This is a genomic window from Nonomuraea helvata (assembly GCF_039535785.1).
GTDB classification, from domain to species: Bacteria; Actinomycetota; Actinomycetes; order Streptosporangiales; family Streptosporangiaceae; genus Nonomuraea; species Nonomuraea helvata.
This window is the reverse complement of record NZ_BAAAXV010000001.1, coordinates 1,283,810-1,309,192: the sequence shown is the minus strand read 5'-3', so window position 1 is coordinate 1,309,192 and position 25,383 is coordinate 1,283,810. Positions and strand designations below refer to the sequence as shown.

Genomic DNA, 25,383 nt, shown 5'->3' with positions numbered 1-25,383 from the left:
ACGAAGTTGTGCTGGCACTCTCGCTTCTACTTTTGAGAACGGACGAGATCGGCCGCGCGCTCGCCGATCATCACCACCGTGGTGTGCGGGTGCGCGTTGACCAGCGAGGGCATGACGGAGGCGTCGGCCACGCGCAGCCCCTCCACGCCGCGCACCCGCAGCCGGGGGTCCACCACGGCCGAGGCGTCGCTGCCCATCCGGCAGGAGCCGGCGAAGTGGTAGTACGAGCCGGTGTTGGCCTTCACCCAGGCGCGCAGCTCGTCGCGGGTGGTCACGTCCGGCCCCGGTGCGACCTCGGACAGCCCCCACCTGCCGGTGAACGCCTTGGTGCGGTAGATGTCCCTGGCGACCTCCACGGCGGTGACCGTGCGCTCCAGGTCGACCGGGTCGCCGAAGTAGTTGGCGTTGATCCGCGGGTAGGCGGTCGGGTCGGTGCCCGCCAGCCGTACCCATCCCCGCGAGACCGGCCCCACCAGGCCGGTCAGGCTGAGGACCACGTGCGGGTCCACCAGCTCCCGCACCGGCGCGACCGGCTGGCCGGTCTGCACGCGGCGGATGACGTTGGCGAAGAACTTCTCGCCGAACGGCGCGCGGTGCACCAGCGCGACCTCCAGGTCGGGGACGGGCAGCCCGTCCTGCGACCCGCAGAAGAGCGCCACCTCGGTCACGTTGCCGCGCGGGTCGTCGCCCGGCTCGGCCAGGTAGCCGATCGGCCCGATGACCAGCGGGTGGTCGTGGAAGTTGGCCCCCACCCCGGGCAGGTCGGCCACGATCGGGATGCCGAGCCCGGCCAGGTCGTCGGCCGGGCCCAGGCCCGACAGCAGCAGCAGCTTGGGCGACTGGATGGCGCCCGCGCAGACCACCACCTGGGCCTCGGCCCGCGCCGTGTGCGTGCGGCCCTCGCGCAGGTACTCCACGCCGACACAGCGGGTCCCCTCGAACAGCAGCCGTGCCGCCGGTGCCGCGGTCAGCACGGTGAGGTTGGGCCGGTCGAGCGCCGGATCGAGGTAGGACTCGCGGGCGCCCCTGCGACGGCCGTCCTTGATGTTCACGTGGTGCCAGCCCGCGCCGAACAGGCCCGCGTTGAAGTCGTCCAGGCGCGGATGGCCGAGCTCGACGCAGGCCTCGATGAACGTCTCCGACACCGGGTTGCCCGTCTCGGCCGCGTCGGCCACGGTCATCGGACCGTCCTTGCCGGCCAGCGGGTTGTGCCCGTCGCGCTGGTCCTCCAGGCGCTGCAGCCAGGGCAGCACGTCGTCGAAGGACCAGCCGGGGCACCCGTGGTAGGCCCAGTCGTCGTAGTCCTGGGGGCGGCCCCTGGTGTGCATCATGTGGTAGATGTTCGAGGTGCCGCCCAGGCCGCGGCCGGCGGCCGAGTAGACGCGGTTGCCGGCCAGGCCGGGCTGGGGCTCGCTCATGTACGCCCAGTCCAGGTCGGTCAGCAGCACCTCGTTCCACCGCCACGGCGTGGTGACCGCGTCGGTGACCTGTGCGTCGCCCGCCTCCAGGAGCAGCACGGAGGCGTCGGGGTCCTCGCTGAGCCGGGCGGCCACCACCGATCCGGCCGCTCCGGCGCCGATGACGATGTACCTGTAGCTGTCTGGCACGGTCGGCTCCTTCATGTGAGCAGGTCGGCCGCGCGCTCCCCGATCATGACGGTGGCGGCGGCGGTGTTGCCCGTGGTGATGGACGGCATGATCGAGGCGTCGGCGACGCGCAGCCGCTCGACCCCGTGCACGCGCAGCGCCGGGTCGACCACGGCCAGCGGGTCACGCCCCATGCGGCAGGTGCCCACCGGATGCCACACGGTGGTCGCGGTGGCGCGGACGTAGGCGGCCAGGTCGGCGCCGTGGCCGGGCGCGCTCTCGCGGTCGTGCAAGGAGCACATGGCGCTGGTGTGCGCCAGCTCCCTGGACAGTTCGATCCCGCGCACGAGCGCCACCAGGTCGGCGGGGTCCTCCAGGTAGCGGGGGTCGACCAGGGGCGCGTCGGCGGGGTCCGCCGACCGCAGGGCGAGCCTGCCCCTGCTGCGCGGCCGCGCGAGCACGGGGGCGAAGGTGAAGGCGGGCCCGTCGATGCGGTACTCGTCGGCCACGAACTGCACGGGGCCGAACAGCAGCTGCAGGTCGGGGTCGTCCGGTGGGAACAGCCCCGCCTCCGCCAGCAGCTCGGGCAGCGGCAGGGCGGAGCGCGCGGCGTAGGCCACGCCGAGGATGAGGTGGTCGTGCAGGTCGGCGCCGACACCGGGCAGGTCGGCGGCGACCGCGAGCCCGTGCTCGCGCAGGGATTCGGCCGGGCCGATCCCGGAGAGCATCAGCAGCTTGGGCGTGGCCAGCGCGCCGCAGGAGACGATCACCTCGGTGCTCGCCCCGGCGCGGTGGACGGCGCCGTCCCGCAGGTACTCCACGCCCGTGGCCGTCGTGCCGTCCAGCAGCACGCGGGTCGCCGTGGCGCCGGTCTCGACGGTGAGGCGGGGATGCCCGCGCAGTGGGTCGAGGTAGGCGAACGCCGTGCTCGAGCGCTGGTTGTCCTTCGTCCTGAAGGACTGGTAGGCGAAGGCGCCCTCCTGCGCGGCGCCGTTGTAGTCCCAGTCCTCGCCGCCGGGGAAGCCCAGGTCGGAGGCGGCCCGGAGGAAGGCGCGCGACACCTCCGACATCGCGGACAGGCGGGCCACCTTCATGGGCCCGTCCGCCCCGTGGTACGGCCCGGCGCCGTCCTCGTAGTCCTCGGCCCGCTTGAAGCAGGGCAGCACCTCGTCGTACGACCAGCCCTCGTTGCCCTGGGCGGCCCAGCCGTCGAAGTCGCGGCGGTTGCCACGGACGTACAGCATGGCGTTGACCGAACTGCCGCCGCCCAGCACCCTGCCCTGGGGCAGCGGGATCGTCCGCCAGCCGAGCCCGGCCTGCGGGACCGTGACGTACGGCCACGTCACGGCCGGGTCCCCCCACAGCGAGGCCATGCCCGGGATGCCCGTCTGGCGGATGGCCGGCAGGCCGGCGTCGCCGCCGGACTCCAGCAGGAGCACGCGTGCCTCGGTCCGCTCGACGAGCCTGGCGGCGACGACCGCCCCGGCCGCGCCGGCGCCCACGACGACGTAGTCGTATCCCCGGTCTCCCTGGTCTCTCTGGCTTCCGGCGGACATCAGCGGCTCTCCGGCCCGATGACCCAGTGCTCGGTGACGGCCAGCCGGTGCACGTACCTCGGCTCGGCCAGCGTCTCCAGGTCGGCCTCGACCTTGGCGTACTCGGGGGAGCCGAGCGCCGCCTCCATGGCGTCCCTGTCGTCGAACCACAGCAGGTGGGCGGCGTCCAGCACCGTCTCGCCGATGGCGTACGCGCCGTCCCTGACGTGACACTGGAGGTAGCGCCGCACTCCCGGCACCTGCGCGACCAGCTCGGCGTGCGGGCCGAGACCCGCGCTCCTGAAGTCGGCCAGCGGCAGCCCTTCCCGCCGCTTGACCAGCACGATCAGCTTCACGCCCGCCGGCGGGGCGAGCTCGGGTCCCGGCACCAGCTCGTGCGCGTCGGTGTCGAGCACGACCGTGCGCCAGAACGCCGCCCAGCGCGGCTCGTCCATCCGCGCGCCCTCCAGGAACTCGGGCGTCTGCAGCGACTCGAGCTGCTCCCGCTCGTCGCGCAGCCAGATCTCCGCGACACCGCTCCACAGCGGCTCGCCCTCGTCGGGCGACAACGGGATCCGGGTGTCGATCAGGTACTTCCTGATCTGCGGGATCTTGCTCGCGTACCGGACGGCGTGCACGTTCAGCCAGTACTGCTGGAACTCCTCCTCCGTCATCCCGGGCTTGGGCGCGGCGAAGATGAGTTGATGGATCACGGTGTTCTCCTCCGTCACTCGGTGTGTTCGACGCTAGGAGCGCGGATCCGCGCCGGGAAGCGGGCGCGGTGGCGCCGCGCTGACAAAGTCAAGTACGGCGCGGACTTGACCAGGTGCCGCTACGGCAGCGAGACCGACTGCGCGTGCCGGAAGACGTCGCGGGGGTCGTAGGCCGCCTTGACCTGCTGAAGCTTGGCGTAGTTGCCCTTGTAGTAGAGCGTCTGCCAGGGCACGCCCGAGCGGTTGAACGCGGGGTCGGTGATGTCGGGGTCGGGGTTGTTGATGTAGCAGCCGTCGGCCTGGTCGCCGGGGGCGGGGTAGCCGCCGGTGGCCGCCCATACCGAGCCGTACAGGTCGCGCAGCCAGCCGATGTTGGCGGCGTCGGCGGCCGGGTCCTGCCACTGGGTCTCGAACAGCGTCCAGAACGCGGCGTCGCGGTGCGCCAGCGCGGTCCGCGTGGCCGGGACGGCGTTGATCGCGCCGCCGCTGAACCCGGCCAGCGTCACCGCGGCCGCCGGGTTGGCGAAGTCCGTACGGGTGAGCGCGTCGTACATCTTGCCCGCCTGCTCGGCCGTGTACGAGCGCCGCAGGTAGGCCGACTTGGAGGAGCCGCGCAGCGTCGGGTTGATGAACGAGGGGATGCTGGCGGCGATCAGCTTGACCGCGCGCAGCCAGGGCAGCCGCTGCGCCGGCTGGGCCGCCACCACGGCGTCGGCGCCGAGCCCGGCGGTCAGGGCGCCGAGGTAGTCGCCGAGGATCCGCGCCGCGTCCGGGGCGGTGGCGTCGACCTGGGTCAGCAGGAAGACGTTCCCGCTCGAGCGGTGCGACAGCGACGCGACGCCGGACAGGATCCTGGCGGGGGAGTCGGGCGCGGCGTGCCCCTCGTACCAGGAGCCCCAGTTCGTGACCAGGGTGGCGAACTTCGTGCGGTCCAGCATGCTCCACGGGATGCCGACGGCGCTGAGCAGCACGTCCTTGGGCGGGTTGACGAGCAGGCGGCTCGGGTTGGCGCCGGTCGTGCCCGGCGTCCGGAACCAGAAGCGGGTGACGATGCCGACGTTGCCGCCCCCGCCGCCGGCGCACGCCCACCACAGGTCGCGGTTGGGATCGGCCGGGTCGCGCGAGGCCGTCACGGCGCGGGCGGTGCCCGAGCGGTCCACGACCACGACCTCGACCGCCGCCAGGTGGTCGATCACGGCCCCGAACTGCCGGGACAGGAAGCCGTACCCGCCGCCGGTGGCGTGGCCGCCGATGCCGACCGTGGGGCACATCCCGCCGGGGATCGTCACGCCCCACTTCTTGAACAGCGTGTCGTAGACGCCCGACAGCCGTGCGCCGCCCTCGACCGCGAACGCGCCCCGCTGCTGGTCGAAGTAGACCGCGTCCAGCCCGGACAGGTCGATGACGACGTCCACGTCGGAGTTGAACACGAACGGGGCCAGGCAGTGGCCGCCGGACACCACCGAGATCCGCTTGCGCGCGTCGACCGCCTCCTGCACCGCGGCGACGACCTGGGCGGTCGAGCTGACCACGCGCACGTAATCGGGCGCGCCGACCCAGCGCTGGTTGTAGCCCACGGTCAGCTCCTGGTAGCGGGGGTCGCCCGGGTACACGGTGACCGGGCCGGTGACCGGCCCACCGGCTGACGCGGCGGCTGGGGCGGAGGACGCGGAGAGCGTCACGGCGCCCGCCGCCAGCGCGGCGCCGCCCAGTAATCCCCGCCTCGACGGACCATTCATGATCGTTCCTTCCCGGGGGGTGCCACGTGGGGTCCCACCGTGCGGTTCCGAGGATGATCGTCAGGACTCCCTCATGGTGTCCCGACCTCCCGCGGATGCCGCGAAAAAGGATCGGAGTCCGTTACCTCCGGCCGCCTGCCTCACGAAGAGCGCGGCCGACATCACGAAGTACGGCCCCCGCGCCGTCGGGCCTTCAGACGGCGGGTGCCTCGGGCAGGGAGTCGAGCCAGTCGAGCAGGCGGGCGCCCTGCCGGGTCATGATGCTGGGGTCGCGGAGCGCGTTGGCCAGCAACGACATCCCCTGGTAGGCGCTGACCAGCGTCAGGGCGAGCCCTTCGGGGTCGGGCTGCCCGAGCTCGCGGAACTGGCGTTCGGCCCAGTCGATCAGCAGCCGGATGACCCTGCCCGCCTCCACGTCCAGCCCGCCGTCGTCGCGTTTGTCCAGCTCGGCGGCGAGCGTGCCGGTCGGGCAGCCGTACCGTGCGGCGAGGTCCCGTTGGCTGACCCACGACTCCACCAGGCTCTTGAGCCGTTCCCTCGGGTCGGCGAGGGCCTCCAGGCGGCCGGTGAGGATCTCGAGCTGGCGGGCGTGCTCGGCCAGCGCGGCCGCGACCAGCTCGTCCTTGGTCTTGAAGTAGTAGTACACGTTGCCGACGGGGACGTCCGCGGCGTGCGCGATGTCGGCGATGGTGGTGCGCTCCGCCCCCTGCCGGTGCACGACCTGGGCGGCGGCGGCCATCAGCCGCTGACGCTTGGCGGCCGCCGTCTTCACCCGGGAACGCGTTGAGTCAGTCACCTGACTAACTATAGGCGCCGGATTCGTGCTACGGTCTCTTCCAAGTGAGTCAGCCGACTAACTAACTCAAGGGAGAAACCATCATGATCGTTGTCACGGGAGCCACGGGGAACGTCGGCCGGACCCTGGTCCGGTCGCTGGCCGAGGCGGGCGAGGAGGTCACGGCCGTGTCGCGCCGCATCACCGGCGCGGATGTGCCCGAGGGCGTACGTGCTGTCAGCGCGGACCTGTCCGACCCCGGCAGCCTGCGCCCGGTGCTGGAGGGTGCCGACGCGGTGTTCCTCCTCACGGGCGGCGACCTGTTCGCCACGGACCCCAAGGAGATCGTCGCCGCGGTGAGCGGGCCGGACAGGGTCGTCCTGCTCTCGTCGCAGGGCGTCGTGACCCGCCCGGAGAGCGCGTCCCACGGCCGGTTCGGGGCGGAGGTGGAGCGCGCGGTCATGAACTCGGGGGCGCGATGGACGATCCTGCGACCGGGCGGATTCGCCTCCAACACCTTCGCGTGGGCGGAGTCGGTCCGCGCCCGGCGCACGGTCGCCGCGCCGTTCGGCGACGTGGGGCTGCCGCTCATCGACCCCGACGACATCGCCGAGGTCGCGGCCGCGGTGCTCCTTCGGCCCGGCCACGACGGCCGGACCTACGAGCTGACCGGGCCCGAGCTGGTGACCCCGCGCCAGAGCGCGGCCGCCATCGGGGCGGCGATCGGGGAGCGGGTCACGTTCGTGGAGCAGAGCCGCGAGGAGGCACGGGCGCGGATGCTGGCGTTCATGCCGGAGCCGGTCGCGGACACCACTCTGGCCATCCTGGGGGAGCCGACTACGGCCGAGCAGCGGATCAGCCCGGACGTCGAGCGCGTGCTGGGGCGGCCTGCCCACCCGTTCGCCGCCTGGGCCCGGCGCAACGCCGCGGCCTTCCGCTGAGCACCGGTCGGCGCAAACGCGTCGAACGGGCCTCCGACCCTTAAGGCCGGAGGCCCGTTCAGAGGGGCGGTCCCGTCAGGGGAGGGCCAGCATCCGGTCCAGGGCGGCCTTGGCCCAGTGGGCGGTGTCCTCGTCCACCGTGATCTGGTTGACGACCTCGCCGAGCACCAGCGACTCCAGGGCCCACACCAGGTGCGGCAGGTCGATCCGGTTCATGGTCGAGCAGTAGCACACCGTCCTGTCCAGGAACGAGATGCTCTTGTCGGGGAACATCTGGCCCAGGCGCTTGACCAGGTTGAGCTCCGTGCCGATCGCCCAGCTCGAGCCCGCCGGAGCCGCCTCCAGCGTCTTGATGATGTGCTCGGTCGAGCCCACGTGGTCGGCCTTGAGCACGACCTCGTGGCGGCACTCCGGGTGCACCAGGACGTTCACGCCGGGGATGCGGGCCCGTACGTCGTCGACCGAGTCGGCCGTGAAGCGGCCGTGCACCGAGCAGTGACCGCGCCAGAGGATCATCCTCGCCCGCTCCAGCTGCTCCTGGGTGAGTCCGCCGTTCGGGCGGTGGGGGTTCCAGACGACGCAGTCCTCCAGGGACATGCCCATCTCCAGCACCGCCGTGTTGCGGCCCAGGTGCTGGTCGGGGAGGAACAGCACCTTCTCGCCGCGCGAGAACGCCCAGTCCAGGGCGCGGCGGGCGTTGGAGGAGGTGCAGACCGCGCCGCCGTTCCTGCCGCAGAAGGCCTTGATGTCGGCGCTGGAGTTCATGTACGTGACGGGAATCACCCGGTCGGCCAGGCCGGCGTCCTCCAGGGCGTCCCAGCACTCCTCGACCTGGTCGAACGTGGCCATGTCCGCCATCGAGCACCCGGCCGCCATGTCAGGCAATATCACTTTCTGCGAGTCGGCCGTCAGGATGTCGGCGGACTCGGCCATGAAGTGCACCCCGCAGAAGACGATGAACTCCGCCGCAGGCCGGGCCGCCGCCTGCTGGGCGAGCTTGAACGAGTCGCCCGTCACGTCGGCGAACTGGATGACCTCGTCGCGCTGGTAGTGGTGCCCGAGCACGAACAGGCGCTCCCCGAGCGCCTCCTTCGCCTTGCGGGCCCGTTCCACCAGGTCCGGGTCAGAGGCGGGCGGCAGCTCGCCCGGGCACTCGACCCCCTTCTCGCTGTGCGGATCGGCGCCCTGGCCGAGGACGAAGAGCGGCAGCCCAGTCTGGGTGGCCATGGCCATACCCCCTTATCGTCGAATTGACGATACTCATGATGGCACACGGACGAACCTGCTTATTACGGGGGGCGGGTACCACGGGAATGTGTGGCATGGGCCAGGTGTTGGTAGCGTCATTAGTAGGACGTCGGAAACAGACAGCCGGGTTAGGGAGTCAGCAGATGACGGTTGAGAGCAGCGAGACCACGGCGCAGGGCCTGATCCTGACCGACGCGGCCGCGGCCAAGGTCAAGAGCCTGCTGGAGCAGCAGGGCGAGGAAGGTCTGCAGCTGCGGGTCGCCGTGCAGCCGGGTGGTTGCTCCGGCCTGCGCTACCAGCTCTTCTTCGACGACCGTTCGATGGACGGGGACGTGGTGTCGGACTTCGGGGGCGTCAGCGTGGTCACCGACCGCATGAGCGCTCCCTACCTGATGGGTGCCTCCATCGACTTCGTCGACACCATCGAGAAGCAGGGCTTCACCATCGACAACCCCAACGCCACGGGCTCCTGCGCCTGCGGCGACTCGTTCAACTAGGGGTGGCTTGCGCGGTCCCGCTTGCTTCAGGCGAGCGGGACCTTCGCGTATTCTCGTGGGGCTCATTGGCCTGCTGACAACGAGGAAGAAGAATCCCGTGCGCATCGCCGTTACCGGCTCCATCGCGACAGACCACCTGATGACCTTCCCAGGAAGTTTCGGCGATCAGCTGATCGCCGAGCAGCTTGACCGGGTGTCACTCTCGTTCCTGGTCGATGACCTTCAGATCCGTCGCGGCGGGTGCGCCGCGAACATCGCGTTCGGCATGGCCTGCCTGGGCCTGAAGCCCATCCTCGTGGGCGCCGTCGGCAACGACTTCGCCGACTACCGCTCGTGGCTGGAGCGCCACGGCGTCGACTGCGACTCCGTGCACATCTCGGAGACCCAGCACACCGCGCGCTTCCTGTGCACCACCGACCAGCATCACAACCAGATCGCCTCGTTCTACACCGGCGCCATGGCCGAGGCGCGGCTGATCGAGCTGCGACCCGTCGCTGACCGGCTGGGCGGCCTCGACCTGGTGCTGATCAGCCCCAACGACCCCGACGCGATGCTGCGCCACACCGACGAGTGCCGCCAGCGCGGCATCCCGTTCGCGGCCGACATCTCCCAGCAGCTCGCGCGCATGGAGGACGAGCAGATCCGCCAGCTCGTCGACGGCGCCGCGTACCTGTTCTCCAACGACTACGAGAAGGGGCTCATCGAGCAGAAGACCGGCTGGTCCGACGAGGAGATCCTCGACCGGGTCGGCGTCCGGATCACCACGCTCGGCCCCAAGGGCGCCGTCATCGACCGCAGGGGCGAGCCGTCCATCGCCGTCGCCCCCGCCCCGGAGCGCGGCAAGGCCGACCCCACGGGCGTCGGTGACGCCTTCCGCGCCGGATTCCTGTCGGGCCTGGCCTGGGGGCTGCCGCTGGAGCGCTGCGGCCAGATCGGCAACCTGACCGCCACCCACGTGCTGGAGCGCGTCGGCGGCCAGGAGTACGAACTCGGCCAGCAGGTCTTCCTCGAGCGGTTCAGCGCCGCCTACGGCGCCGACGCCGCGGCGGAGATCGCCGAGCACGTCCGCTGCTACCACCCGTAGCCATGAATGAGCCGCCCCGCCCGACGTGCGCGGCGGGGCGGCCTCCGTGGTTCCTGTCCCAGATCCTCCGGTACGGACCCGCGTCCCGTGCCGGGCTCAGCCCCTCGCGTACACGTGGTGCATGAACTCGGCGAGCTGGGCGTCGGGCAGGTGCCTGGCCAGGTCGGACTCGCTGATCATGCCGACGATGCGGTCGCCCTCCAGCACCGGGAGCCGCTTGATCTGGTTCTCCTCCATCTTGGTGAGCGCCTCGTCGACGCTCGTGTCCGGGGTGACGAAGACGAGCCCGCCTGCCAGCTCGCCCGCCGTCACCTTCGACGGGTCGTGTCCCGCCGCGATGCACTTGATCACGATGTCGCGGTCGGTGATGATGCCCTTGACGCGCTCGTCCGGCCCGCACACGGGCAGCGATCCCACGCTGCTGTTGCGCATGATCTCCGCCGCCCGGTCGAGCGTCTCGTGCGCCCCGATGCATTCCGCTCCGGGACTCATCAGGTCCCGGGCGGTCTCGTGCGGATGTCCGCTTGTCATGGCTTTCCCCCGAAAGTCGGTGACTTCTCGTACGGGGAGCCCCTACCCACCCACTTCGGGAAAAGTCAGTAATTGCGCCTTACGTGGATCGCCCAGCCGCCCCCGGGCAGCTCGTACGAGCCCACATGCCGGTGCGACTTCAGCCTGCACCACGCGGGCACGTCCGTATAAGCCGCCGGATCGTCGGCCAGCACGGCCACCACGGCGTTGAGCGGGACGTAGTTGATCTGCTCGGCCAGCATGATGATCGGGATCGGGCACTTCTTCCCGAGCGCGTCGATCGTCAGAGCCGGCTGGGTAACCTCGGTCATGCGACTCCTGCGTCCTGGCGGATGCGGCGCACCAGCTCGGGCAGCACGCCGAGGAACCTGTCGACCTCGGCCGCGGACGTGCCCCTGGGCAGCGACACCCGGACATTGCCATGCGTCAGCACGCCCATCGCTTCAAGAACGTGCGATGGACGAAGCGTACTAGCGGTGCACGAACTTCCTGACGAAACGGCGAAACCGGCCTTGTCCAGCTCGGTCAACAGGGCTTCGCCGTCGACGTACAGGCACGAAAAGGTCACGATGTGCGGCGCCCGCTCGATGGGATCGCCGATGACCTCCACGTCCGGGACGATCTTCGGCACCGTCTCCCTGATCCTGTCGACGAGCTCGGACAGCCGCGCCTGCTCCTGCGCCGCCTCCGCGGCCATCGCGCGCAGGGCGGCCGCCGCCGCGACGATGCCGGGCACGTTCTCGAACCCCGGCACCCGGCGCCGCTCGCGCTCGTCCTCCGGCAGGAACGAGCGGAACCGCGTGCCCTTGCGCACCACCAGCACGCCCACCCCGGCGGGGCCGCCCCACTTGTGGGCGCTGGCGGTGAGCACCGACCAGCCGGGTGGCATCGGCATCCTGCCGGCCGTCTGAGCCGCGTCCACCAGCAGCGGAACCCCGTGGGAACGGCAGGCCACGGCCGCCTCGGCCACCGGTTGCGCCGTGCCGACCTCGTGGTTGGCCGTCTGCAGGCAGGCCAGCGCGGTGCCGGGACGGGAGACCGCCTCGGCGAACCCGTCGAGATCGACCCGCCCCGTCAGATCCACGCCCACCGTCTCCACCGTGCCGCCGTCGCGTTCGTGCACTCCGCCGGCGTGCAGCACGCTGGAGTGCTCCACCGCGCTGGTGACCAGATGGCGCCCGACCCTCCGCCTGCCGTGTAGGGTGCCGAGCACGCCGAGATGCACGGCCTGCGTGCCCGACGAGGTGAACGACACCTCGTCAGGACGCGCGCCGAGCGCCTCGGCCACCTCCGTGCGGGCCTGCTCGAGCAGCAGGTGTGCGCGGCGGGCCTGGCCGTACAGTCTCGCGGGGTCGGCCCAGCCGACGTCGATCGCCGCCAGCAGCGCCTCGCGTGCCTGAGGGTGGAGCGGCTCGCTCGAAGCCGCGTCGAAGTACGCCACGAGACTTATCGTCCCACTTGCGGCGCCATCGAGGGGTCGCGCGGGAGGGCGAGGCACCTGCACGCTAATGTGTCTGCAATCAGCTGTGCATATGGAAATACGAGCGCCCAAGGGAGAGACTCTTGGGCTTCATCTGTGGGGTAGGCGATCCGTGAGTCCGACTCGCCGTACGACGCGGCGTTCGTTGGCCCGGCGCAGGGTGCCAGGCGCCGCCGCTTTGGCGTTGCTGCTGGCCACTGCTACGGCGTGTGCTAATGACGTACCGAAGGCCGACTGGTCTCGCGGCCTTCTGCCCGACCATGTCACCGAGCAGGGCGACGTGGTCCAGAGTCTGTGGAACGGGGCCTGGATCGCCGCACTCGCCACGGGCGCCGTCGTCATCGTGTTGATCGTGTGGGCGGCCATCTTCCACCGCAAGCGCAGGGCCAAGGCCGATCTCCCGCCGCAGGTGCGTTACAACCTGCCGATCGAGATGCTCTACACCTTGATCCCGCTTGTCATGGTGTCGGTGTTCTTCTTCTTCACCGCCCGCGACAGCCAGGCACTGACGCATGTCGACGGCGACGCGCCCGTCAAGGTCAAGGTCGAGGCCTTCCAGTGGAGCTGGCGCTTCACCACGACCGTCAACGGCAAGACGCTGCAGCCGGTCGCGGGCGTGCCGGTGAACGACTATCACCAGGGGCCCCAGCTGGTCCTGCCGGCGAAGACGAAGGTCGAGTTCAACCTGTCGACCGACGACGTCATCCACTCGTTCTGGGTGCCGGAGTTCCTGTTCAAGCGCGACGTCATCCCCGGCATCAAGCCCGACAACCCGGGCAGCAAGTTCCAGATCACGACGCTTGACCGGACGGGCGTCTTCGCGGGCCGGTGCGCCGAGCTCTGCGGCGTCGACCACAGCCGCATGCTCTTCTCGGTCAAGCTCGTCCCGCAGGCTGAGTTCGACCAGTACATCGCGACACACCAGGCTGGGAGTGCCCAGTGACCGCCATCCAAGAACCTCTCCGCGCGCCGGCAAGGCCCGTCACCAAGGGCCAGGTGATCGCCAAGTGGCTGTCCTCGACTGATCACAAGATCATCGGGCACCTCTATCTGATCACGTCGTTCGTGTTCTTCCTGATCGGCGGCGTCATGGCGCTGGTCATGCGGGCCGAGCTGGCGCAGCCGGGCATGCAGTTCACCAGCAACGAGCAGTTCAACCAGCTGTTCACCATGCACGGCACGATCATGCTGCTGATGTTCGCGACGCCGCTGTTCGCCGGCTTCGCCAACGAGCTGATGCCGCTGCAGATCGGCGCCCCCGACGTGGCGTTCCCGCGCCTCAACATGGTGAGCTACTGGCTCTACCTCTTCGGCAGCATCATCGCCGTGTCGGGCTTCTTCACCCCGGGCGGCGCGGCCTCGTTCGGCTGGTTCGCCTACACGCCGCTGTCCAACGCGATCAACTCGCCGGGCATGGGCAGCGACCTGTGGATCATGGGTCTGGCCCTGTCGGGTCTCGGCACGATCCTCGGCTCGGTGAACTTCATCACCACGATCATCTGCATGCGCGCGCCCGGCATGACCATGTTCCGCATGCCGATCTTCACCTGGAACGTGCTGCTGACCAGCATGCTCGTGCTGATGGCCTTCCCCGTGCTGGCCGCCGCGCTGCTCGTGCTCGAGGCCGACCGCAAGCTCGGCACACACGTGTTCGCCTCCGACAACGGGGGCGCGATGCTGTGGCAACACCTGTTCTGGTTCTTCGGCCATCCCGAGGTCTACATCATCGCGCTGCCGTTCTTCGGCATCGTGACCGAGGTCCTGCCGGTCTTCAGCCGCAAGCCGATCTTCGGTTACATCAGCCTCGTGGCCGCGACGATCTCGATCGCGGGTCTGTCCATCACGGTCTGGGCGCACCACATGTTCCCGACCGGGCAGGTGTTGCTGCCGTTCTTCTCGTTCATGACGTTCCTCATCGCGGTGCCGACCGGTGTGAAGTTCTTCAACTGGATCGGCACGATGTGGCGAGGGCATCTGTCGTTCGAGTCGCCGATGCTGTTCGCGGTCGGCTTCCTCATCACGTTCCTCCTGGGCGGTCTGACGGGCGTCATCCTGGCCTCGCCGCCGCTCGACTTCCACATCAGCGACACCTACTTCGTCGTCGCCCACTTCCACTACGTGGTCTTCGGCACCGTCGTGTTCGCCATGTTCGCGGGCTTCTACTTCTGGTGGCCCAAGTTCACCGGCAGGATGCTCAACGACAAGCTCGGCAAGCTGCACTTCTGGCTGCTGTTCATCGGCTTCCACACGACGTTCCTCATCCAGCACTGGCTCGGCATGCTCGGCTTCCCGCGCCGCTACGCCGACTACAGCCCGGCTGACGGCTTCACCGACCTCAACCTGATCTCGTCGGTGGGCGCGTTCATCCTGGGCGCCTCGACGTTGCCGTTCTTCTACAACGTCTGGAAGACCTGGCGCAGCGCGCCCAAGGTCACGGTCGACGACCCCTGGGGCTACGGCGGCTCGCTCGAATGGGCGACCTCCTGCCCGCCGCCGCGGCACAACTTCACCTCGCTGCCGCGCATCCGGTCCGAGCGCCCGGCGTTCGACCTGCACTACCCGCACGTGTCGGCCAAGCAGGCGCAGGAGGTCGAGGCCTGATGAGAGTCCAGGGTTGGCTGTTCCTCGCGTGCGGCCTGTTCTTCGCCGGCGTCGACGTCGCCTACTGGTTCTGGACCAAGGCGGCGACGGGCCACGGTGAGCCGGTCGGCACCACGGCCATGGCGATCTCGGTCGGGTTCGCGTTCATGGTTGGCTACTACCTGATGTTCACCGCGCGGCGCATCGGCGCCCAGCCGGAGGACAACAAGCAGGCCGACATCAGCGAGGGCGCGGGCGAGATCGGGTTCTTCAGCCCGAGCAGCTGGTGGCCGCTGTTCCTCTGCCTGGCGGCGGCCTTCGCCTTCGCCGGGTTCGTGGTCGGCTTCTGGATGTTCCTGATCGGGCTCTTCCTGGTCATCATGGCCATGATCGGGTTCGTGTTCCAGTACTACCGGGGTCACTTCTCGCACTGACCTGTTGCCGAAGCGGGCGTTTCCCTTGTGGGGGAACGCCCGCTTTTTGGCGTTCTTTGCCAGTATGCGGATGTGGTTGATCGATCACTGAGGGTAATAAAGGAGGGGGAAGCGGTTCGATCGCGGACGAGGGAGTCACTCGTGGGGCACGTAGCGAAGGGATCGGCCGGGCTGCTGGCGCTGGCACTGCTGTCTGCTTGCTCCGCAGGCAGCACATCCAAACCCGTCGGGGTGGCCATGGCCGGAGGGGCGTCAGGGCCCTCTGTGACGTTCTCTCCGCAGGACAAGACCGCGAACGTACCCACAGACCAGCCTGTGGTGGTCGCGGCCCGTACGGGCACGCTCAGGAGCGTACGGGTGGACGGGGGCAAGTCCGGTCCGTTGGAGGGCGTGCTCAGCGTCGACGGCACCCGCTGGCGCAGCAACGTCACCGCCAGGCCCAGCACGCAGTACACGGTCACCGCCGTCACCGTGGACGGCGCGGGCAAGCAGAGCGAGACCACGAGCACGTTCACCACAGTCAAGGGCAACAAGACGTTCGACATCAAGACGATCACCCCGAACAAGGACGACACCGGGCTGACGGTCGGGGTCGGCATGCCGATCATGATCGCCTTCGACCAGCCCGTCGCCGACCGGGTGTCCGTCGAGCGCAACCTCACCGTCCGCAGCTCCAGGCCGGTGGAGGGGGCGTGGCACTGGTTCGACGACAGCCACGTGGACTTCCGGCCGGAGAAGTACTGGCCGGCGCACACGAAGGTGCAGCTGGAGGCGAAACTGGCCGGCGTGCGCGGAGGGCCCGGCATGTACGGCAAGCGCGACGTACGGCTCGACTTCAAGATCGGTCGCGAGCAGATCACCAAGGGCAGCACCGACGAGCACTTCCTGATCGTCCGGCGGGACGGCAAGAAGATCCGCGAGATACCGATGAGCGCGGGGCAGGGCGACGCGTGGAACCACTACACGACCTCGGGCATCCACCTGGCGATGTCGCGCGAGCCCGTCACGGTCATGACCTCGCCCGACGCCGGGCCGGGGCAGGCCGGGTACTACCAGCTGACCGTCTACAACACCGTCCGCATCTCCAACAGCGGCGAGTACGTGCACAGCGCACCCTGGTCGGTGGGGTCGCAGGGGAACTCGAACGTCAGCCACGGCTGCGTGAACGTCAGCCCGGAGAACGCCATCTGGTTCCTCAAGAACACCTTGATCGGCGATCCGATCATCATCACCGGGTCGCCGCGGAAGCTGGAGCCCACGAACGGGTGGGGGCACTGGCAGGAGAACTGGAAGGAATGGCTCAAGTGGAGCGTGCTGAAGGACGGCCCGACCATCACGTTCTGATGCCGGTTCCGTAACGCCGCCGACTGCCGCCACCCGTCTGACGGGTCAGGTCGAGAGCGAGCCCAGCGTCGCGCAGAGCAGGTCGGTCTCCTCTTCGGTGTTGTAGTAGTGCACCGATGCCCGGACCACGGAGGAGAGGTTGCGGGCGCCCAGGTCGTAGCGGGCGGAGGTGACCACTGAGACGCTGGTGTTGACGCTCGCGGCGGCGAGCTGACGCTGGACGTCGTCGGCGGGCACGCCGTCGACGGTGAAGGTGACGATGCCGCACAGGCGCCGGCCCCGGTCCTGGACGGTCACGCCGGGCAGCTGCGCGAGCCGGTGCCGCAGTCGAGCCGCGAGGGCGGTGACCCGCTCCTCGATCGCCTCGATGCCCCAGTTGAGGGCGCTACGCGGCCAAGATCGGCCTCAGCGTGGCCGTGGTCTCCCAGTTCTCGAACCGGCGGGCGTCGGGGCGGATCTCGTACGTCTGCGAGCCGGTCCAGGTCGCGGCGTGCAGGTCGAGGAAGGGCGGCTCCAGTGTCTCGATGAGCCGTTCGGAGACGTAGAGGAAGCCGGTGCCGCGCGGCCCGCACAGGAACGTGCGTCCGGTCGCCGACGGCATGTCGCAGCCGATCTGCTGCACGTCGACGGGCAGCTGCCCGACGGACTGGCAGGCGTCGAGCAGGAACGGGACGCCGTGCTGCACTTGGCGTCCAGCATGCGGTGCCTGAGGGCCATGAAGGGCGGGTGAGCGCCGTACAAGGGGGGCGGCCGAGCGCGCCGCGGACAAGGGGCGCGCTCGGGAGTGTGCCGTCAGGCGCGGCCGAAAGCGGCGCTGGCCTCGACCCAGCGGTCGAGGGTGGCGGCGGCCGCGCCCGAGTCGACGGCCTGGGCCGCGCGGGCATAGCCGCCGGTCATGGCCGCGTCGAGGTCGTCGCCGGGGCCGTCGAGCGCCACCAGGGCCGCGGCGGCGTTCAGCAGCACGGCGTCGCGCACCGGCCCCGTCTTGCCCTGCAGCAGATCGCGTACGGCCTGCGCGTTGAACGTCACGTCGCCGCCCCGCAGCGCGCCCACGTCGGCGCGCGGGATGCCGAGGACCGTCGGGTCGAAGGTGGCCTGCGTGGCCGTGCCCTCCTTGACCACCCAGACCGTCGAGGTGCCCGCGATGGTCAGCTCGTCGAGCCCGTCGTCGCCGCGGAACACCAGGGCCGAGACGCCGCGCTCGGCGAAGACGCCGGCCAGCACGGGCAGCATGCGCGGGTCGAAGACGCCGATGGCCTGGGCGGCGGGGCGGGCCGGGTTGGTGAGCGGGCCGAGGAAGTTGAAGATCGTGGGAACGCCGATCTCCTTGCGCGTCGGCCCGGCGAAGCGGAGCGCGGGGTGGTAGACCGGGGCGAAGCAGAACGCGATGCCCGCCTCCCGCGCCACCCGCGCCGTCTGCTCGGGCGTGAGGTCGAGTCGGATCCCCAGGTGCTCCAGGACGTCGGCGGCGCCGCACGAGGACGAGGCCGCGCGGTTGCCGTGCTTGACCACCCGGCCGCCCGCGGCGGCGGTCACGATGGCGGCCATCGTGGAGACGTTGACGGTGTGGGCGCGGTCGCCTCCCGTGCCGACGATGTCGACCACGGGCCCCTCCACGTTCAGCGGCGTGGCCAGCTCCAGCATGGTGCGGGCCAGGCCCACCACCTCGGCCACCGTCTCGCCCTTGGCCCGCAGCGCGATCACGAACCCCGCGATCTGCGACGGCGTCGCGGCGCCGGACATGATCTCCCGCATCGCCCAGGCCGACTCGTCGGAGGTGAGGTGCTCGCCGGACAGGAGGGCGGAGAGCAGGGTGGGCCAGGTCGTCCGGGAGTCCATGGGCACCTACTTGGCGTTGAGTCGGGTGGAGGAGCGGCGGCGCATCAGGTCGGCCACCGTGTCGGCGAGGACCATGGGCTCCAGCGGCTGCGGCACCACGGCGTCCGCCTTGGACCACGCGGCCAGCCAGCGGTCGTCGCGCCTGGCGATGAGCAGGCAGATGGGCGGGCAGTCGTAGACCTCGTCCTTGGCCTGGCGGGAGATGCCCATGCCGCCCGCGGGCTGCGTCTCGCCGTCGAGGACGGCCACGTCGATCTCGCCGGAGCCGAGCCACTGGTGGACCTTGGGCTCGGTGGCGCACTCCACGATCTCGACGAAGGGCACGTCGGCCGCCGGGCGCCTGCCGATGGCCTGGCTCACCTCGGCCCTGGTGGCGGCGTCGTCGCTGTAGACGAGGACCCTCATCGTGTCGGCGGTGCTCCCGGTGGACGTCACTGTCGCGCTCACTATCCCTTGTAGCGGTATGGTCACCTCGGATGCTACCGGTGCGCCGGTGTGCATTCCCAGGCCACCGTGCCTGACAGGGGGTTTTGGGGCGATTTTCCCAGGTTGCTTCCCGGTTTGTACCTGCTAACCGGGGGGTCGTGCGCGGGACCGACCACTGAAGCCGCAATAATGCTGCCCGTGGCGACAGCATCCGCAATAACTTCGACGACGACAGCACAGTCGTACCGCCGACCCAATCTGGTCAGCGTCGGTACGATCGTCTGGCTGTCCTCCGAGCTCATGTTCTTCGCGGCGCTGTTCGCGATGTACTTCACCATCCGGTCGGTGAGCGAGGGCAACGGCCTCGTCTGGGGTCCCGCGCTGCACAAGGCGGGCCTCGAGGTCGCTGAGGGCGCTCACCTGAACATCCCGTTCGCGACGGCCAACACGATCATCCTGGTTCTGTCGAGTGTGACGTGCCAGCTCGGTGTGTGGGCCGCAGAGAAGGGGCAGGTCCAAAAGCTCCGCTTCTGGTACATCGTCAGCTTCCTCATGGGCGCGGTCTTCGTGGCCGGGCAGCTGTACGAGTACGGCGAGCTGGCGTCAGAGGGCGCGACCCTGTCCGCTAACGCCTACACCTCGGTGTTCTACCTGACGACGGGCTTCCATGGCCTGCACGTGACCGGTGGCCTTTTCGCGTTCCTGTTCATGCTGGGACGCACGTACGCCGCGAAGCGCTTCACGCATGAGCAGGCCACCAGCGCGATCGTCGTGTCTTACTACTGGCACTTCGTAGACGTCGTCTGGATTGGTCTCTTCTCGACCATCTACATCATTCGTTAAGGAACGGGATCTCTGTGACTAGGATCACCGCTTGGCGGCGGCATCCCCTCGCGAGATATGCCGTCCTGATTTTGGCGTTGGCGCTGGTCGGGATGGTATACGCCGCTTTTGTCCAGGCGGGCAAGCCTGCCGACGCGGCACTGGCGTCCGGCAAGGTCGATGACGTGGCCGAGGGCAGGAGCCTGTTCGTTCAGCACTGCTCCAGCTGCCACGGCATGAACGCGCAGGGCACCTCGACGGCACCCACGCTCGTCGGCGTCGGCGCCGCTGCCGTCGACTTCCAGATGAGCACCGGCCGCATGCCCGCCGCCAACCCCGGCCCGCAGGCTCCGCGCAAGCCGCTGGCGCCCTGGGTCGACGAGACGAAGATCAAGCAGATCGGCGCCTACGTCCAGTCCCTCGGCGGCGGCCCGCAGGTACCCGCCTCGGAGCAGGTCGACGCCAAGCTCGGCGACGCGGGCAAGGGCGGCGAGCTGTTCCGTGCCAACTGCATCCAGTGTCACAACTGGGTCGGCGCCGGCGGCGCCCTCACGCAGGGCAAGTACGCGCCCAACCTCAACTCGGCGACCCCCACGCAGATCTACGAGGCGATGGTCACCGGCCCGCAGGCGATGCCCGTCTTCAACGACTCGACGATCACGCCTGAAGAGAAGCGCAGCATGATCGCCTACATCACCCAGGTCCGCGAGCAGAAGGACCCGGGCGGTTTCGGCCTGGGGCGCATCGGCCCGGTCACCGAAGGTCTCGTAGCGTGGATCGCGGGCCTGAGCGTCCTCGCACTCGCCGCCATCTGGATCACCGCGAAGAAGCGACAGAAGTCATGACAGAGAACGAGCACGAGATCGAGCAGCCCGATGAGCGCGTACCCAAGCGCGTCATCGGCACCCCCGCGCCGGGCACCTCGATGCTCGGCACCGTCGAAGCGGCGGACGTCGAGAGGGAAGTCCCGGGCGTCACGCTGCCCGATGAGAGCAAGGCCCGCAAGGCCGAGAAGATCGTGGCGCTCTGCTTCACGATCACGTTCCTCGCGGCCGTCGCGTTCATCATCTCCTACGTGGTCTTCCAGGTCGGCAGCCCCGAGAAGACCGGGGTGTCCAACCTCGCGCTGGGCGGCACGCTGACGCTGGCGGTCCTGGGGCTGGCGGTCGGCATCGTGATCTGGGTCCGCCAGATCATGCCGAAGTACTCCCTGGTCCAGGAGCGCCACGTGATGGCCTCCGACGAGGACGACCGCGAGGTCGTGGCCGACACGTTCGTCCAGGGCGCCAACGAGAGCGGGTTCGTCAAGCGCAAGCTGCTGCGCCGCACGCTGCTGCTGGCCGCCGCGCCGCTCGGCCTGGTGCCGCTGGTGCTGCTGCGCGACCTCGACAACAGCAAGATGCCCGGCGCCAAGTTCAACAAGATGCTGCGCCACACGGTCTGGGGAGAGAAGACCAAGGACGGCAAGCCGCTCAGGCTTGTCGTCGAGGGCACCGGCCAGCCGATCCGGGCAGCCGACTTCAACTCGCCCGGCGGCATCCTGTCGGTGGTCCCCGAGGGCTACCAGCACGACCTCAACGCCCTCGCCAAGGCCACGCTGATCCTGATCAAGTTCCGCCCGGAGGAGATCAAGAGCGGCGTCCGGCAGAACTGGACGCACGACGGCATCGTGGCGTACTCCAAGATCTGCACGCACGTGGGCTGCCCTGCCGCCCTCTACGAGCAGAACACCCATCACATTCTCTGCCCCTGCCACCAGTCGACGTTCGACGCGGCAGACGGTGCGAAGGTCATCTTCGGCCCGGCCGCCCGGCCGCTGCCGCAGCTGCCCATCACCGTCGACTCCGAGGGCTACCTGATCGCCAAGGGAGACTTCGAGGTGCCGGTCGGCCCCAGCTTCTGGGAACGCGGTGACGCCGAGCGGGCGGCCAGGGAGAAGGGGGGCCAGGCATGAGCGAGCTCAATGCCGTTCCCAAGGGCATCGCGGGGCCGTCGACCTTCCTCGACGACCGCCTCGGCGGGGCCAACTTCCTCAAGCGCAACCTGCGCAAGATCTTCCCGGACCACTGGTCGTTCCTGCTGGGCGAGATCGCGCTCTACTCGTTCGTCATCCTGCTGCTGACCGGTACGTTCCTGACGTTCTGGTTCAAGCCGAGCATGATGGAGGTCGCCTACGACGGCTCGTACGCGCCGCTCAAGGGCGTGATGATGTCGGAGGCCTACGCGTCGTCGCTGGAGCTCAGCTTCGACGTCCGTGGTGGTCTGCTGATCCGGCAGATGCACCACTGGGCGGCCCTGATGTTCGTGGCCGGCATGATGGTCCACATGCTGCGGGTGTTCTTCACGGGCGCCTACCGCAAGCCGCGCGAGCTCAACTGGATCATCGGTGTCCTGCTGCTCACGCTGGCGCTCGCCGAGGGCCTGACCGGCTACTCGCTCCCCGACGACCTGCTGTCCGGCGCCGGTCTGCGGATCACCGAGGGTGTGGCGATCTCGCTGCCGCTGGTCGGTACGTACATCACGTTCTTCCTGTTCGGCGGGGAGTATCCGGGTGAGGCGGTCATCTCCCGGTTCTACTCGCTGCACATCCTGCTCATCCCGGGCATCCTGCTGGCGCTGATCTCGGCGCACATGGTGCTCATGTGGGTGCAGAAGCACACCCAGATGCCGGGCAAGGGGCGGAGCAACCAGAACGTGGTGGGCGCGCCGTTCTACCCGGCCTTCATGGCCAAGGCGGGGGCGTACTTCCTGTTCACGCTCGCCACGGTGGCGGGGCTGGCGACGTTCACCCAGATCAACCCGATCTGGCTGTTCGGCCCCTACACGCCCGCCGACATCTCGGCCGGTTCGCAGCCCGACTTCTACATGGGCTTCCTCGAGGGCGCGCTGCGCATCATGGTGCCGTGGGAGATCAACCTCTTCGGCACCTCCAACGCGGGCACGCTGCCGTTGAGCGTGATCATCCCGGCTCTGGTGCCGATGGGCATCATCATGACCGGGCTCGCGCTCTATCCGTTCCTCGAACGCTGGGTGACGGGCGACCACCGCGAGCACCACATCGCCGACCGGCCGCGCAACAACCCGCACCGCACCTCGATCGGCATGGCGGCCATCACGTTCTACGGCGTGCTCTGGCTGCTCGGCGCCAACGACGAGATCGCGGCGAACTTCCACGTCAGCCTCAACTGGACGACGTACGCCGGCCGGGTGCTGATCTTCGTGGCGCCGGCGCTGGCGTACCTGATCACCTACCGCATGTGCCTCGGCCTGCAGCGCTCCGACGCCGCGGTCGTCTCGCACGGCGTGGAGTCCGGCGTCATCAAGCGGCTTCCGCACGGTGAGTTCATCGAGGTCCACACGGCGCAGGCGGACGACATCGAGGCCCACGTGCGCGGCAAGGAGCCGGTGGCGATGCTGCCGGTGGCCGAGGACGCCGCGGGCATCCCGCCGAAGGGTATGCGCGGTCCGCTCGGCAAGCTGCGCGCGCGCATGTCGAAGGCGTACGGCGGGGAGAAGATCCCGCTGGACGACGGTCACGGGCACGGGCACGAGGAGGAGCACGCCGCCATCGGCACCGGTGGCGACGACGACCGCAGCCTGACCCACTGAGGTCTGTCTTCAAGAACCGGGCCCGGACGGATCATTCCGTCCGGGCCCGGTTCTCTGTGTGATGACCTTTTACGGCTGCGCCCTTCTCGGAAGGGCGGGAGGCGGGTCAGTCGGCCTCGGGGAAGCCGATCGAGAAGGCGGCGTCCAGGTCGTGCTTGGAGTACGCGCGGAACGCGATGTGCGTCTCCGTGTGCAGCACCCCGGCGACCTTGTTGATCCGCCCGGGCACCACCTCGGCGATCTCCTCATAGGCGGCCACCCGCACCATCGCCAGCAGGTCGTAGTCGCCGGTGATGGAGTAGACCTCGCTGACCCCTTCGATCTCGGCGATCGTCTGGGCGACCTCCGGGATCCGGTCTACCTCTGCATTGATGTGGACGATAGCCGTGACCATGGATCAACTCTATCGTTTCACCTCAGGGGCCGCCCCTCCCGGTTGCGCCCCTGATCGAGATGCCGGTACGCCAGGTCGATGCGGGCCTTGTGGCGGGCGGCGCCCCAGGCGGGCACGCTCCACTCGCCGTCCACCTCCACCAGCCGGACCCCGGGCGACTCCAGCCAGCGCAGGATGCACTCGGTCTCCTCGGCGCTGGCGGCGTGGACCGGGCCGGGCCCCGGGATGACGGCCTCGGCGGTGGCCGTCAGGGAGGCCACGAAGGGGGTCGGATGGGTGCCCTTGGGCATGACGCCGGCCGCCGCGAGCCGCCCGTACCGGATGACGTGGATGTCCCAGCCGCCGCCGAAGGCCGGACTGGCGGCCACTAACTGCGGGATGCGCGTGATGGCGCTCAGGCGCTGCATGCGGGCCGCCGTGCGGACGAAGGACGCCAGCCGGTCGCGGTCGACCGACGCCTCCTCGTAGCGCTGCTCCACCGACAGCCGCTCCATGCGGGCCGACACGGCGGTGAAGACGAGCGAGGCGTCGAGCGTCATGGCCCGGCGCGCGCTCTCCACGTGGAGCGCGTACTCCTCCTGGCTCTCCTTGCCCGCGCAGGGCGCGCCGCAGCGGCCCATCTCGTGCAGCACGCAGGCCGCCCGCTGGGTGCGCAGCGACACCGGCTGGGTGCACTGGCGCAGCGGGACCGCCTCGTGCAGCGCGATGCGGGCGTCGTCGGCGAGGCGGGCGCTCGTGAACGGGCCGAGGTAGGTGGCCCCGTCGTCCTTGACCTCGCGGACGATCGACAGGCGCGGGAACGCCTCGGTGGTGAGCTTGAGCCAGAGCACCTTCTCGGGGAAGCGGGAGCGGCGGTTGTAGCGGGGCTTGGCGCCGCCGATCAGGCGCAGCTCCCTGACCTCCGCCTCCAGGGCGGTCGCGCAGACGATGTGGCGCACCCGCTCGGCGATGCCGATCATCTCGCGGATGCGCGGGCGGGTCTCGCTGGCCGTGAAGTAGGAGCGTACGCGGTTGCGCAGGTTGGTGCTCTTGCCGATGTAGAGCACCTCGCCGCGCTCGTCCTCGAAGAAGTAGACCCCGGGGGCGTGCGGGACGGACTCGGCCAGGTGGCGCTTGCGCTGCTGCTCGGGCGTGGGGGCGCGGACGAAGGACTTGAGCTCTTCGAGCGTGTGCACCTGGAACGACCCGGCCCGCTCGATCAGCCCGTGGAGCACGTCGACGGTGGCCCTGGCGTCCTCCAGGGCGCGGTGGCACGGCTCGGTGGCGCTGCGGAAGAACCTGGCCAGCGTCCCCAGCTTGGCGTTGGGCACCTCGTCGCGGGTCAGCACCCGGCGGGCCAGGTCGACGGTGTCGACGACCGGATTGGCGGGCGGGGGATAGCCGTGGGCGGCGCAGGCGGCCTTGACGAAGCGCGTGTCGAAGCCGGCGTTGTGGGCCACCAGCGTGGCCCCGCGGATGAACTCGAGAAAGCTCGGCAGCACCGCCTCGATCCGCGGCGCCGCGGTGACCATGGCGTCGGTGATGCCGGTCAGCACGGAGATGAACGGCGGGATCGGCCCGCCGGGATCGACCAGCGTGGAGAACTCGCCGAGCACCTCGCCCGCCCGCACCTTGACCGCGCCGATCTCGGTGATGGCGTCGTCGGACGGGGCGCCGCCGGTGGTCTCGAGGTCGAACACGACGAACGTGACGTCGCTCAGCGGAGTGCCGAGCTCGTCGAGAGTGCCTTGAACCGCGTCCACGATCCAAGACCATAGAGAGGAGGACCGACAGGAACGAATAACCATCCCTCTTGATCCTTAGTTA

Annotated in this window: 26 protein-coding genes; 11 read left to right on the top strand and 15 right to left on the bottom strand. The window is 69.6% G+C overall.

Going from position 1 to position 25,383, the window contains the following annotated elements; translation table 11 throughout:
- Window positions 1-26: 26 nt before the first annotated feature.
- The 5 genes from ABD830_RS05990 to ABD830_RS05970 form a co-directional block, all read right to left on the bottom strand.
- Window positions 27-1,607 carry a GMC family oxidoreductase gene (locus tag ABD830_RS05990; RefSeq protein ID WP_344985366.1) on the bottom strand — a complete coding sequence of 527 codons (1,581 nt, stop codon included), beginning with the start codon at window positions 1,605-1,607 and terminating at the stop codon, window positions 27-29.
- 11 nt (window positions 1,608-1,618) lie between these two features.
- Window positions 1,619-3,142, bottom strand: a complete 1,524-nt coding sequence (locus tag ABD830_RS05985) for a GMC family oxidoreductase (RefSeq protein WP_344985365.1) — start codon at window positions 3,140-3,142, stop codon at window positions 1,619-1,621.
- Window positions 3,142-3,834, bottom strand: a complete 693-nt coding sequence (locus ABD830_RS05980) for an EthD domain-containing protein (RefSeq protein WP_344985364.1) — start codon at window positions 3,832-3,834, stop codon at window positions 3,142-3,144. Before ABD830_RS05980 ends, ABD830_RS05985 begins: the two co-directional genes overlap by 1 nt.
- Before the next feature lie 119 nt (window positions 3,835-3,953).
- Complete coding sequence (locus ABD830_RS05975) at window positions 3,954-5,573, bottom strand: FAD-binding oxidoreductase (RefSeq protein ID WP_344985363.1); 1,620 nt, start codon at window positions 5,571-5,573, stop codon at window positions 3,954-3,956.
- Window positions 5,574-5,766: 193 nt separating this feature from the next.
- On the bottom strand, window positions 5,767-6,369 hold the full coding sequence (locus ABD830_RS05970) for a TetR/AcrR family transcriptional regulator (RefSeq protein ID WP_344985362.1): 603 nt from the start codon (window positions 6,367-6,369) through the stop codon (window positions 5,767-5,769).
- 83 nt (window positions 6,370-6,452) lie between these two features.
- Between ABD830_RS05970 and ABD830_RS05965 the strand changes: the two genes are divergently transcribed.
- Complete coding sequence (locus tag ABD830_RS05965; protein ID WP_344985361.1) at window positions 6,453-7,289, top strand: SDR family oxidoreductase; 837 nt, start codon at window positions 6,453-6,455, stop codon at window positions 7,287-7,289.
- 75 nt (window positions 7,290-7,364) lie between these two features.
- Here the strand turns inward: ABD830_RS05965 and nadA are convergent, their stop codons facing one another.
- The gene (nadA, locus tag ABD830_RS05960; protein ID WP_344985360.1) at window positions 7,365-8,522 is read right to left on the bottom strand and encodes a quinolinate synthase NadA; all 1,158 of its coding nucleotides are present in this window, start codon (window positions 8,520-8,522) and stop codon (window positions 7,365-7,367) included.
- 158 nt (window positions 8,523-8,680) lie between these two features.
- Here nadA and erpA point away from each other — a divergent pair, with 158 nt between their 5' ends.
- Together erpA and ABD830_RS05950 are read left to right on the top strand one after the other, a co-directional pair.
- Window positions 8,681-9,034 (top strand): iron-sulfur cluster insertion protein ErpA, encoded by a 354-nt coding sequence (gene erpA, locus ABD830_RS05955; RefSeq protein ID WP_043638338.1) that lies wholly within the window; start codon window positions 8,681-8,683, stop codon window positions 9,032-9,034.
- Between the two features lie 97 nt (window positions 9,035-9,131).
- Window positions 9,132-10,118, top strand: a complete 987-nt coding sequence (locus tag ABD830_RS05950) for a carbohydrate kinase family protein (RefSeq protein WP_344985359.1) — start codon at window positions 9,132-9,134, stop codon at window positions 10,116-10,118.
- A 96-nt stretch (window positions 10,119-10,214) separates the two neighbouring features.
- Here the strand turns inward: ABD830_RS05950 and ABD830_RS05945 are convergent, their stop codons facing one another.
- From ABD830_RS05945 to ABD830_RS05935, 3 genes are all read right to left on the bottom strand, one after another.
- Entirely contained in the window at window positions 10,215-10,649 is a 435-nt protein-coding gene (locus tag ABD830_RS05945) for a CBS domain-containing protein (protein ID WP_344985358.1), read from the bottom strand.
- Window positions 10,650-10,714: 65 nt separating this feature from the next.
- The gene (locus tag ABD830_RS05940; RefSeq protein ID WP_344985357.1) at window positions 10,715-10,960 is read right to left on the bottom strand and encodes a sulfurtransferase TusA family protein; all 246 of its coding nucleotides are present in this window, start codon (window positions 10,958-10,960) and stop codon (window positions 10,715-10,717) included.
- Window positions 10,957-12,090 (bottom strand): cysteine desulfurase family protein, encoded by a 1,134-nt coding sequence (locus tag ABD830_RS05935; protein WP_344985356.1) that lies wholly within the window; start codon window positions 12,088-12,090, stop codon window positions 10,957-10,959. The genes ABD830_RS05940 and ABD830_RS05935 overlap by 4 nt, the downstream gene beginning before the upstream one ends.
- A gap of 151 nt (window positions 12,091-12,241) precedes the next feature.
- Between ABD830_RS05935 and ctaC the strand changes: the two genes are divergently transcribed.
- The 4 genes from ctaC (at window position 12,242) to ABD830_RS05915 (ending at window position 16,487) form a co-directional block, all read left to right on the top strand.
- Window positions 12,242-13,072 (top strand): aa3-type cytochrome oxidase subunit II, encoded by an 831-nt coding sequence (gene ctaC, locus ABD830_RS05930; RefSeq protein ID WP_486348591.1) that lies wholly within the window; start codon window positions 12,242-12,244, stop codon window positions 13,070-13,072.
- A complete protein-coding gene (gene ctaD / locus ABD830_RS05925; protein ID WP_344985353.1) occupies window positions 13,069-14,730 on the top strand; it encodes an aa3-type cytochrome oxidase subunit I in 1,662 nt (553 codons plus the stop codon). The genes ctaC and ctaD overlap by 4 nt, the downstream gene beginning before the upstream one ends.
- Window positions 14,730-15,143: a cytochrome c oxidase subunit 4 gene (locus tag ABD830_RS05920; RefSeq protein ID WP_344985352.1), complete on the top strand. Its 414-nt coding sequence runs from the start codon at window positions 14,730-14,732 to the stop codon at window positions 15,141-15,143. Before ctaD ends, ABD830_RS05920 begins: the two co-directional genes overlap by 1 nt.
- Before the next feature lie 141 nt (window positions 15,144-15,284).
- A complete protein-coding gene (locus ABD830_RS05915) occupies window positions 15,285-16,487 on the top strand; it encodes a L,D-transpeptidase (RefSeq protein ID WP_344985351.1) in 1,203 nt (400 codons plus the stop codon).
- A gap of 45 nt (window positions 16,488-16,532) precedes the next feature.
- Here ABD830_RS05915 and ABD830_RS05910 read toward each other — a convergent pair whose 3' ends face one another.
- The 4 genes from ABD830_RS05910 to ABD830_RS05895 all read right to left on the bottom strand — a co-directional run bounded on the left by ABD830_RS05910 (window position 16,533) and on the right by ABD830_RS05895 (window position 18,731).
- Window positions 16,533-16,814, bottom strand: a complete 282-nt coding sequence (locus ABD830_RS05910) for an aminotransferase class V-fold PLP-dependent enzyme (RefSeq protein WP_344987639.1) — start codon at window positions 16,812-16,814, stop codon at window positions 16,533-16,535.
- Window positions 16,815-16,872: 58 nt separating this feature from the next.
- On the bottom strand, window positions 16,873-17,172 hold the full coding sequence (locus tag ABD830_RS05905) for an aminotransferase class V-fold PLP-dependent enzyme (RefSeq protein ID WP_344985349.1): 300 nt from the start codon (window positions 17,170-17,172) through the stop codon (window positions 16,873-16,875).
- A 107-nt stretch (window positions 17,173-17,279) separates the two neighbouring features.
- Window positions 17,280-18,326: an anthranilate phosphoribosyltransferase gene (trpD, locus tag ABD830_RS05900; RefSeq protein WP_344985348.1), complete on the bottom strand. Its 1,047-nt coding sequence runs from the start codon at window positions 18,324-18,326 to the stop codon at window positions 17,280-17,282.
- Window positions 18,327-18,332: 6 nt separating this feature from the next.
- Complete coding sequence (locus ABD830_RS05895; RefSeq protein WP_344987638.1) at window positions 18,333-18,731, bottom strand: hypothetical protein; 399 nt, start codon at window positions 18,729-18,731, stop codon at window positions 18,333-18,335.
- Window positions 18,732-18,941: 210 nt separating this feature from the next.
- On the opposite strand from ABD830_RS05895, the gene ctaE reads away from it, so the two are divergent.
- From ctaE to qcrB, 4 genes are read left to right on the top strand one after another with little or no spacing between them, the layout of a single operon-like run.
- Entirely contained in the window at window positions 18,942-19,595 is a 654-nt protein-coding gene (gene ctaE, locus ABD830_RS05890) for an aa3-type cytochrome oxidase subunit III (RefSeq protein ID WP_344985347.1), read from the top strand.
- A 14-nt stretch (window positions 19,596-19,609) separates the two neighbouring features.
- On the top strand, window positions 19,610-20,419 hold the full coding sequence (gene qcrC / locus ABD830_RS05885) for a cytochrome bc1 complex diheme cytochrome c subunit (RefSeq protein ID WP_344985346.1): 810 nt from the start codon (window positions 19,610-19,612) through the stop codon (window positions 20,417-20,419).
- Complete coding sequence (gene qcrA, locus ABD830_RS05880; RefSeq protein ID WP_344985345.1) at window positions 20,416-21,528, top strand: cytochrome bc1 complex Rieske iron-sulfur subunit; 1,113 nt, start codon at window positions 20,416-20,418, stop codon at window positions 21,526-21,528. Before qcrC ends, qcrA begins: the two co-directional genes overlap by 4 nt.
- Window positions 21,525-23,183, top strand: coding sequence for a cytochrome bc1 complex cytochrome b subunit (gene qcrB, locus ABD830_RS05875; protein ID WP_344985343.1), 1,659 nt, complete (start codon window positions 21,525-21,527; stop codon window positions 23,181-23,183). Before qcrA ends, qcrB begins: the two co-directional genes overlap by 4 nt.
- A 106-nt stretch (window positions 23,184-23,289) precedes the next feature.
- Here the strand turns inward: qcrB and ABD830_RS05870 are convergent, their stop codons facing one another.
- Together ABD830_RS05870 and ABD830_RS05865 are read right to left on the bottom strand one after the other, a co-directional pair.
- Window positions 23,290-23,577 carry an Lrp/AsnC family transcriptional regulator gene (locus ABD830_RS05870; RefSeq protein WP_344985341.1) on the bottom strand — a complete coding sequence of 96 codons (288 nt, stop codon included), beginning with the start codon at window positions 23,575-23,577 and terminating at the stop codon, window positions 23,290-23,292.
- 17 nt (window positions 23,578-23,594) lie between these two features.
- Complete coding sequence (locus ABD830_RS05865) at window positions 23,595-25,364, bottom strand: DEDD exonuclease domain-containing protein (protein ID WP_425567067.1); 1,770 nt, start codon at window positions 25,362-25,364, stop codon at window positions 23,595-23,597.
- Window positions 25,365-25,383 lie beyond the last annotated feature (19 nt).

What these genes read in the sequence shown, in the direction of transcription:
- ABD830_RS05985 (WP_344985365.1), bottom strand. Translation starts at nt 3,142, where the DNA reads ATGTCCGCCGGAAGCCAGAGAGACCAGGGAGACCGGGGATACGACTAC.
- ABD830_RS05975 (WP_344985363.1), bottom strand. Translation starts at nt 5,573, where the DNA reads ATGAATGGTCCGTCGAGGCGGGGATTACTGGGCGGCGCCGCGCTGGCG.
- ABD830_RS05965 (WP_344985361.1), top strand. Translation starts at nt 6,453, where the DNA reads ATGATCGTTGTCACGGGAGCCACGGGGAACGTCGGCCGGACCCTGGTC.
- nadA (WP_344985360.1), bottom strand. Translation starts at nt 8,522, where the DNA reads ATGGCCATGGCCACCCAGACTGGGCTGCCGCTCTTCGTCCTCGGCCAG.
- erpA (WP_043638338.1), top strand. Translation starts at nt 8,681, where the DNA reads ATGACGGTTGAGAGCAGCGAGACCACGGCGCAGGGCCTGATCCTGACC.
- ABD830_RS05945 (WP_344985358.1), bottom strand. Translation starts at nt 10,649, where the DNA reads ATGACAAGCGGACATCCGCACGAGACCGCCCGGGACCTGATGAGTCCC.
- ABD830_RS05940 (WP_344985357.1), bottom strand. Translation starts at nt 10,960, where the DNA reads ATGACCGAGGTTACCCAGCCGGCTCTGACGATCGACGCGCTCGGGAAG.
- ABD830_RS05920 (WP_344985352.1), top strand. Translation starts at nt 14,730, where the DNA reads ATGAGAGTCCAGGGTTGGCTGTTCCTCGCGTGCGGCCTGTTCTTCGCC.
- trpD (WP_344985348.1), bottom strand. Translation starts at nt 18,326, where the DNA reads ATGGACTCCCGGACGACCTGGCCCACCCTGCTCTCCGCCCTCCTGTCC.
- ABD830_RS05895 (WP_344987638.1), bottom strand. Translation starts at nt 18,731, where the DNA reads ATGAGGGTCCTCGTCTACAGCGACGACGCCGCCACCAGGGCCGAGGTG.
- ctaE (WP_344985347.1), top strand. Translation starts at nt 18,942, where the DNA reads ATGCTGCCCGTGGCGACAGCATCCGCAATAACTTCGACGACGACAGCA.
- qcrA (WP_344985345.1), top strand. Translation starts at nt 20,416, where the DNA reads ATGACAGAGAACGAGCACGAGATCGAGCAGCCCGATGAGCGCGTACCC.
- qcrB (WP_344985343.1), top strand. Translation starts at nt 21,525, where the DNA reads ATGAGCGAGCTCAATGCCGTTCCCAAGGGCATCGCGGGGCCGTCGACC.
- ABD830_RS05870 (WP_344985341.1), bottom strand. Translation starts at nt 23,577, where the DNA reads ATGGTCACGGCTATCGTCCACATCAATGCAGAGGTAGACCGGATCCCG.
- ABD830_RS05865 (WP_425567067.1), bottom strand. Translation starts at nt 25,364, where the DNA reads ATGGTTATTCGTTCCTGTCGGTCCTCCTCTCTATGGTCTTGGATCGTG.